The following is a 6,925-nucleotide window of genomic DNA, read 5'->3' as shown; positions in this document are numbered from 1 at the left end:
ATCGTATTCAATACCAAAAAACCCATCACCCGCGTGGAAGACCTCTCAGGCCTGAAGTTCCGGGTGGGCGGTGGCATGGTGAATGAGATCTCCAAAACCCTGGACATGAACGTCACTCTTAAGCCTGCACCCGAATCTTACGAATTGCTGTCCAGTGGCGTAATGGATGGGACTCTTTTCCCTGCAGAATCCACAGACTCATTCAAGATCGACAAGATCATCAAACACGCCACCCAGTTTCCTGGCGGTCTGTACAACACCAGTTTTGTCTTCATGATGAATCCGGCCAAATACAACAGCCTCTCGGCCGACGACAAAAAGGTCGTGGACGAGCTTTCGGGTGAAGCGGTTGCCAGGCGCTTTGGCAAAGCCTGGGACCGTGTGGATGACCTGGCTTTGACCAATATGCAGAAAAATGGCGTAAAGGTCATCAAAGCCGACAACAACTTCGTCAGCGGTGTTACCGTTCGTGTCAGCAAACTGGAGCGGGATTGGGCTCAAGGTGCTAAAGCCAAAGGTTTGAAAGACCCCTCTGGCACATTGTCTGAATTCCGTTCCGAAATTGCTAAATTGCAAAAGCAGAAGTAATCGCGCATTCCCCGGGTCATTAGCCTGGTGAATGGGGAACCCTAGCGGTATTTGCCCAACCAGCAAATACCGTTTTTTTATGGACGACAAGTTGAAAAAAAAATTTGAAACCATTTGCGGAATGCTTTCAGCCCTGGCCTTGTTTGGCATCATGGTGCTGACTTTTCTGGACGTCAGTGGCCGAAAAATCTGGTCGCAATCGATCTCCGGTTCATTGGAGATCACTGAACTCCTCATGGTGATCGTCATTTTTGGCGCTTTGCCTTTGGTCTCGCTAAAAGGCGAACATGTGGTGTTCGACTCTTTGGATGTGTTGTTGCCACGTAAAGTTCAAAAAATCCAGCAAGGACTGGTTCACTTTGCATGTGCTGCATTGATGCTGGCTTTGGCTTATTTGATGTGGACCACAGGCGCTGACTTTGCCGCTGCTGGCGAAACCACTGCGCAACTCAAAATTTCCAAAGCCCCATTCATTCAAGGCATGGGTGTACTTTGCGGCCTGACTGGTCTCGTGCACCTGACCAAAGTTTTTTGGCACACTGAAGATGCATCTTCCGAGGGGGGTACTTTATGACCGAAGCACTGCTTGGGTTTTTGGCCATCTTCGTGCTGGCCCTGTTGCGCATGCCTTTGGCGTTTTCCATGGGCCTGGTCGGCATCATGGGCATTGGATTGACACGTGGCTGGCTACCTGCTTTGGCCAGCACCGCCCAGGTCGTTCACGAAACCGGCTTTGCCTACACCTTGTCGGTGATCCCTCTGTTCATTTTGATGGGTAATTTTGTCGCGCGAGCGGGCTTGGCGCATGAGCTTTTTCATGCCGCCTACACCTTCATCGGGCACCGCAAGGGCGGCCTGGCTCACGCCACCATTGCGGCCTGTGCAGGCTTTGGTGCCATTTGTGGTTCGTCCATAGCGACGGCAGCAACCATGAGTAAAGTGGCTTACCCATCCATGAAAAAAATGGGCTACAGCGACGCCATGTCGACAGGCGTGATTGCTGCTGGCGGCACACTGGGCATCATGATCCCGCCCTCTACGATTTTGGTGATCTACGGAATCATCACTGAGACTCACATTGGCAAACTGTTTGCTGCTGGAGTTTTACCAGGCATTTTGACGGCCTGCCTGATGATGCTGGCAGTGGTGCTAATGACTTGGCACGACCCGGAACATGCGCCTGCTGGCGAGAAGTTTAGCTGGAGTGAACGACTCAAAGCTGTACGCGGCATCTGGGGCGTACTGCTCTTGGTGGTGTTGGTGCTCGGCGGGATTTATGGCGGCTTTTTCACCGCCACCGAAGGCGCAGGCATGGGGGCCATGGGTGCTTTTTTGTTTGCACTGGCTCGCAAAGCCCTGTCCTTGAAAATACTGCTACAGGTGCTGGTTGAATCGGCGCGAACAACAGCTATGCTTTTCACACTGCTGATTGCAGCAACGATTTTTGCCAACTTCGTCAACTACACCAGCTTGCCTTTTGAGCTCAAGGACTGGATCACCGGCCTAGGCCTGTCACCTATCATGATCGTGGCCGCCATGATGCTTATCTATGTTTTGTTGGGCACCGTGATGGAGGAGTTGACCATGGTGTTACTGACCATTCCGTTGTTCTTTCCCATTGTGGTTCAACTGGGTTTTGACCCAGTATGGTTCGGCGTGCTGATCGTGATGGTGATTCAGATCGGCCTCATATCGCCGCCCGTGGGCATGAACCTGTTTGTGCTCAACACTTTGCTGCCCCAAGTCGGCCTGGGTGCGATCTTCCGAGGCGTCTGGCCCTTGGTGCTGGTGCTGGTCATCACCTTGGGCATCTTGCTGGCCTTTCCGGCCATCAGTCTGTGGCTGCCTTCTATGATGGATTAACCATGTGCATCACCCGTTGCGGGTAAGGGATCTCAATCTTATGCTTGCGCAGTGCGGCCAAAATCAGGATGTTGATGGCTGAGCGCAATGCCAGCTGCCCATTTTCCGGGTCGGCGATCCAGTAACTGACTGTGAACTCCAGACCATCGGCACCGAACTGGCTCAAAAAGGCATTTGGGGCGGGGTCTTTCAAAACCCGATCCTCGCTTTCACAGGCTTCTATCAGCAAACGCCGCACCAAATCCACATCGCTGTCATAGGCCACCGACACCACCGTGGTCTGGGCCAACTTAGGATCCATCAAGGTGAGGTTTTCCACTCGGTTGATGATCAAGATTTCATTGGGCACGATGGATTCGCGGCCATTGAAGGCCCGAATAACGGTGTAACGCGCTTTGATGTCGACTATGCGCCCCTCAAAGCCGTCCACCAGCACCATGTCCCCGATACGCATGCTGCGTTCGGCCAGAATCACAAAGCCGCTGACATAGTTGGATGCCAGCTTTTGCAAGCCAAAACCAATGCCCACGCCCACCGCACCGCCCAACACCGACAAGGCGGTCAGGTCAATACCGACCGATGACAGGGCCAGCAGCAAGCCCACAAACATCAGCAAGGCCCGCACCGTGTTGCTGATGACTTTGCGCAGCGACAAGTCGCTGCCGGTAGCCGATCTGAGCAAACGCGATTCGAGTGCCGAAGAAATCCACAGCGTGATGATCAAGACGGCGCCAGCCGTCAGACCCCCTTCGATCAGGGTCCGCACCGACAACATGCTGGTGCCGACCTTCCATCGAATCTGGTCCAACTCGTCCAGCACCAAAGGCAAGATGCCTGTGACCCACAACACCACGGCAAACCAGGCGAGCCAGGAAATCGTGCGCTCCAGCACGCGCACAAACGGGGCCGCACCAAACGCCACCTGCAACACCTTGACCCCGAACCGGATCAAGGCCAAAGAAATGCAAACGGGCAGCAAAATGCCAAACAAGGCCACCGGTTGGTCTCCGGTCAACAGCGTGCGAGCTACAAACGTCAGGCCCAACAAAACGGCAGGAAACAAAACACCATCGATCAATCGCTTGCCCAGCAAAACCGAAAGCTCTTGTGTGGCAAATGCCTGGCGAACCAGCCAGACGGCAAGCCAAGCCAAGGCCACACAGACCGCAAACGCTGCCAACACCTGAATCGACTCGGCGCGGACCAAGGCATCCAGCCACGCCAAGGGGTCGGCAATGTTCAGGGATTTCATGTTTGCCATGAGGGCGGCCTTTTCTCAATGAACGCCTGCACGCCCTCTTGGGCCACGTCATCCATCATGTTGCAAGCCATGGTTTGCCCTGCCAGCTGGTAAGCCGCTTCCGTGCCCATTTCGCGCTGTTGGTAAAACAGGGCCTTGCCCAGTCGCACCGCTTCTCGCGGCTTGGCCAGGATGGCACTGACCAGCGCGTCGACCTGCGTATCCAGCTCGGCGGCTGCACACACGCGGTTGACCAGTCCCCGGCTGCGGGCCTCTTCAGCCGAGATGAAACCGCCAGTGAGCAGCATTTCCATGGCCTGCTTGGCATGCATGTTGCGCACCAGAGGTACGCTGGGCGTGGCGCAAAACAAACCCACATCAATGCCGTTGACACCAAAGCTGGCATTGTCGGCCGACACCGCCAGATCGCATTGCGCTACCAGCTGACAACCGGCTGCAGTGGCAATGCCCTGCACACGGGCAATCACGGGCACCGGCAAATTCTGGATCGACAGCATCATGCGGGTGCACTGCGCAAACAGTTTTTGGTAATACCCCAGCTCGGGGCTGGCGCGCATTTCCTTGAGGTTGTGCCCGGCACAAAAGGCCTTGCCTGCAGCGGCCAACACCACCACGCGTGCTTGCTGATCTTGCGCAATGGCACCGAGGGCCTGCTGCAGCGCATCGAGCATGGCTTCGCTCAGGGTGTTGAAGCTGGTGGGGCTGTTCAAGGTCAGCCGGTGCACACCGCGGTCATCGCGCTGGTGCAACAGCAAATCGGTGGGATTTGGGGCAATGGAATCGGTCATGTGCCTGATTGTGCCCAAACCGTAAGGCAGGCGCCCCGGTCAGCTGCAGACGAGGGCGTTTTTTTCAAACATCGGCCAGCACACGCAGGTGCGCCTCCACACTGCGCCCCAGGGCACTGAGGTTGTAGCCGCCTTCCAGGCAACTGACGATGCGGCCCTGGGCGTGGCGCAGCGCCACATCCTTGATGCGCCGGGTGATCCAGGCGTAATCCTGCTCCACCAGGCCCATCTGGCCCATGTCGTCTTCGCGATGCGCGTCAAAACCAGCGCTGATGAAAATCAGCTCGGGTCGGTGCGCCTCCAGCCTGGGCATCCACATCGTGTCGATCAGCTCTCGGATGTCCATGCCCTTGGTGTAAGCCGGCACGGGCAAGTTAACCAGATTGGCCGCTGTTGATTGCGAGCCGCCTTCGGGGTAAAACGGATGTTGAAAAAAACTCACCATCAGGATGCGGTCGTCGCCTGCGACGATGTCCTCGGTACCGTTGCCGTGGTGGACGTCAAAGTCCACAATCGCCACCCTTTTCAGGCCATGGCGCTCCAGCGCATATTTGGCGGCAATGGCCACATTGTTGAAAAAGCAAAAGCCCATGGCCTTGTCGCGACAGGCATGGTGCCCGGGGGGGCGCACAGCACAAAAAGCGTTTTCCAGTTCGCCCGCCAGCACGGCGTCGGTGGCATCGATGGCGGCACCTGCCGACAGCAAAGCCGCTTCCCAAGTGTGGACATTGATCAGCGTGTCCGGGTCCAGCGCAGTGTGCGAGGGGCCACCTGCCGCCATGTCTTCACGCAAAACATCGCCCAGACCGCGCAAGGCCGCAACATGCATGCGCCCATGGGCCAATTCGATGTCAGCCAATGCCGCGGGGCCAGGCTCTCTGCGTTGCAAGGCCATGTCGACCCCGCTGATCAGCAGCCTGTCTTCGATGGCAGCCAGGCGCTCCGGGCATTCGGGATGCCCTGCGCCCATTTCGTGCTTCCAGCAAGTGGGATGTGTGAAATAACCTGTGGCACCCATACGGCTTGTCTTCCTGCATGCTCAGCTCAATGTGAGCCTTGTTATTTTTTAGAATTACTGCCTATTGATGGGTTTCAGCTTATCACGGCAAGCATAGCCCCCCAGGCACGCAGACCACGGCAGCACGCAGGCCCCGGCACCCTTAAACTAAACGCCACATGATTTTTTTCTTACGCCCCTTGCACAAACTCAATCAACAAGGCCTGAAGGCCATCTTGAATGGTCTGCTCTGTCTGGCTTTTGGACTGGCACATATGACCACTGCCCATGCGCAAAGCCCCCAAGCCAAGCCCGACAAGCAGACACCACAAGCGAGCCAAAAGCTCAAGAAAAAAACCACCCCATCAGCGGCCAGCCGCAAACACCCCAGCAAAAAAATCCATGCGGCACCGGGTTCACGCCTGAACCAGAACCCCGAAGTCTCACTGTGGGCACAGGATGCAGCGAGTCGGTTGCAACTCGACCCAGCTTGGGTACAAAAAACCATGGACCAGGCCCAACGCCTGCCCTTGGTGGAAAAGCTGGTGCTTCCAGCTGCCAGCCCTGTGGCCAAGGACTGGGGCGCTTACCGTGCACGCTTCATTGAGACGGTGCGCATTCAGGCGGGACTGCAGTTCTGGCTCAGGCATCGAAAAACGCTCGAGCGTGCCGAACGGGAATATGGCGTGCCGGCATCGATCATCGTCGGCATCATTGGCGTCGAAACGCTGTATGGCCAAAACACAGGCAACTTCCGTGTGGTGGATGCACTGGGCACTTTGGCCTTTCATTTTCCGCAGGCCCACCCCAGAGCCACTGAACGCCAGGCTTTTTTCCGCAGCGAGCTGGAGCAATTTTTGCAACTGACATCGCGCAGCGGTGCAGATCCCTTGGCCATCCGTGGCAGTTACGCTGGTGCCTTGGGCCTGCCACAGTTCATGCCATCCAGCTGGACCAAGTTTGCCATCGACTTTGATGGCGATGGCCGCATCGACTTGTTTGGCAGCCCCGCCGATGCCATCGGCTCGGTGGCCAATTACTTCAAGGCCTTCCAGTGGCGCAGCGGCATGCCCACGCATTACCCTGTGACTTTGAGTCTAGGCCAGACCGACATGGACAGCCTGATGGCCCCAGACATCTTGCCCACCTTCAGTGTGGCCAATTTTGTAGGCAAAGGTGCTGCGCTAGAGGGGGCGGCCCTGCAACACGAGGGGCCACTGGCATTGATCGAGTTGCGCAACGGCACTAACGCGCCCAGCTACGTGGCAGGCACAGAAAACTTTTATGCCATCACACGGTACAACTGGAGCAGCTACTACGCCATGGCGGTGATTGATCTGGCCGAAGCGGTAGCGCGGGAAATGCAAAACAAGCCATGAACCCGCTGAACCCCAAAAAACTGCTGCTGACCAAGTGGACTGCTGTGAA

Annotated in this window: 7 protein-coding genes; 4 read left to right on the top strand and 3 right to left on the bottom strand. The window is 56.5% G+C overall.

What is annotated here, in order from left to right; genetic code table 11:
- From dctP to ACIQ3A_RS12885, 3 genes are all read left to right on the top strand, one after another.
- Positions 1 to 588, top strand: a 588-nt coding sequence (gene dctP, locus ACIQ3A_RS12895; protein WP_396432131.1) for a TRAP transporter substrate-binding protein DctP, incomplete at its 5' end; no start/stop codon positions are given.
- 121 nt (positions 589 to 709) lie between these two features.
- Complete coding sequence (locus ACIQ3A_RS12890; RefSeq protein ID WP_396432130.1) at positions 710 to 1,162, top strand: TRAP transporter small permease; 453 nt, start codon at positions 710 to 712, stop codon at positions 1,160 to 1,162.
- Positions 1,159 to 2,451, top strand: coding sequence for a TRAP transporter large permease (locus ACIQ3A_RS12885; protein WP_396432129.1), 1,293 nt, complete (start codon positions 1,159 to 1,161; stop codon positions 2,449 to 2,451). Before ACIQ3A_RS12890 ends, ACIQ3A_RS12885 begins: the two co-directional genes overlap by 4 nt.
- Here the strand turns inward: ACIQ3A_RS12885 and ACIQ3A_RS12880 are convergent.
- From ACIQ3A_RS12880 to ACIQ3A_RS12870, 3 genes are all read right to left on the bottom strand, one after another.
- The gene (locus ACIQ3A_RS12880) at positions 2,438 to 3,712 is read right to left on the bottom strand and encodes a mechanosensitive ion channel family protein (protein ID WP_396432128.1); all 1,275 of its coding nucleotides are present in this window, start codon (positions 3,710 to 3,712) and stop codon (positions 2,438 to 2,440) included. The two genes, ACIQ3A_RS12885 and ACIQ3A_RS12880, sit on opposite strands and share 14 nt — an antisense overlap.
- A complete protein-coding gene (locus ACIQ3A_RS12875) occupies positions 3,700 to 4,500 on the bottom strand; it encodes an enoyl-CoA hydratase (RefSeq protein ID WP_396432127.1) in 801 nt (266 codons plus the stop codon). Before ACIQ3A_RS12875 ends, ACIQ3A_RS12880 begins: the two co-directional genes overlap by 13 nt.
- 64 nt (positions 4,501 to 4,564) lie before the next feature.
- Positions 4,565 to 5,518 carry a histone deacetylase family protein gene (locus tag ACIQ3A_RS12870; RefSeq protein WP_396432126.1) on the bottom strand — a complete coding sequence of 318 codons (954 nt, stop codon included), beginning with the start codon at positions 5,516 to 5,518 and terminating at the stop codon, positions 4,565 to 4,567.
- 254 nt (positions 5,519 to 5,772) lie between these two features.
- On the opposite strand from ACIQ3A_RS12870, the gene mltB reads away from it, so the two are divergent.
- Entirely contained in the window at positions 5,773 to 6,876 is a 1,104-nt protein-coding gene (gene mltB, locus ACIQ3A_RS12865) for a lytic murein transglycosylase B (protein WP_396432132.1), read from the top strand.
- The last annotated feature ends 49 nt before the right edge of the window (positions 6,877 to 6,925 follow it).

The organism is Limnohabitans sp. (assembly GCF_044361985.1).
Classification (GTDB): domain Bacteria; phylum Pseudomonadota; class Gammaproteobacteria; order Burkholderiales; family Burkholderiaceae_C; genus Limnohabitans_A.
The sequence above is the reverse complement of the archived record's forward strand: the minus strand, read 5'-3'. Positions and strand labels throughout refer to the sequence as shown.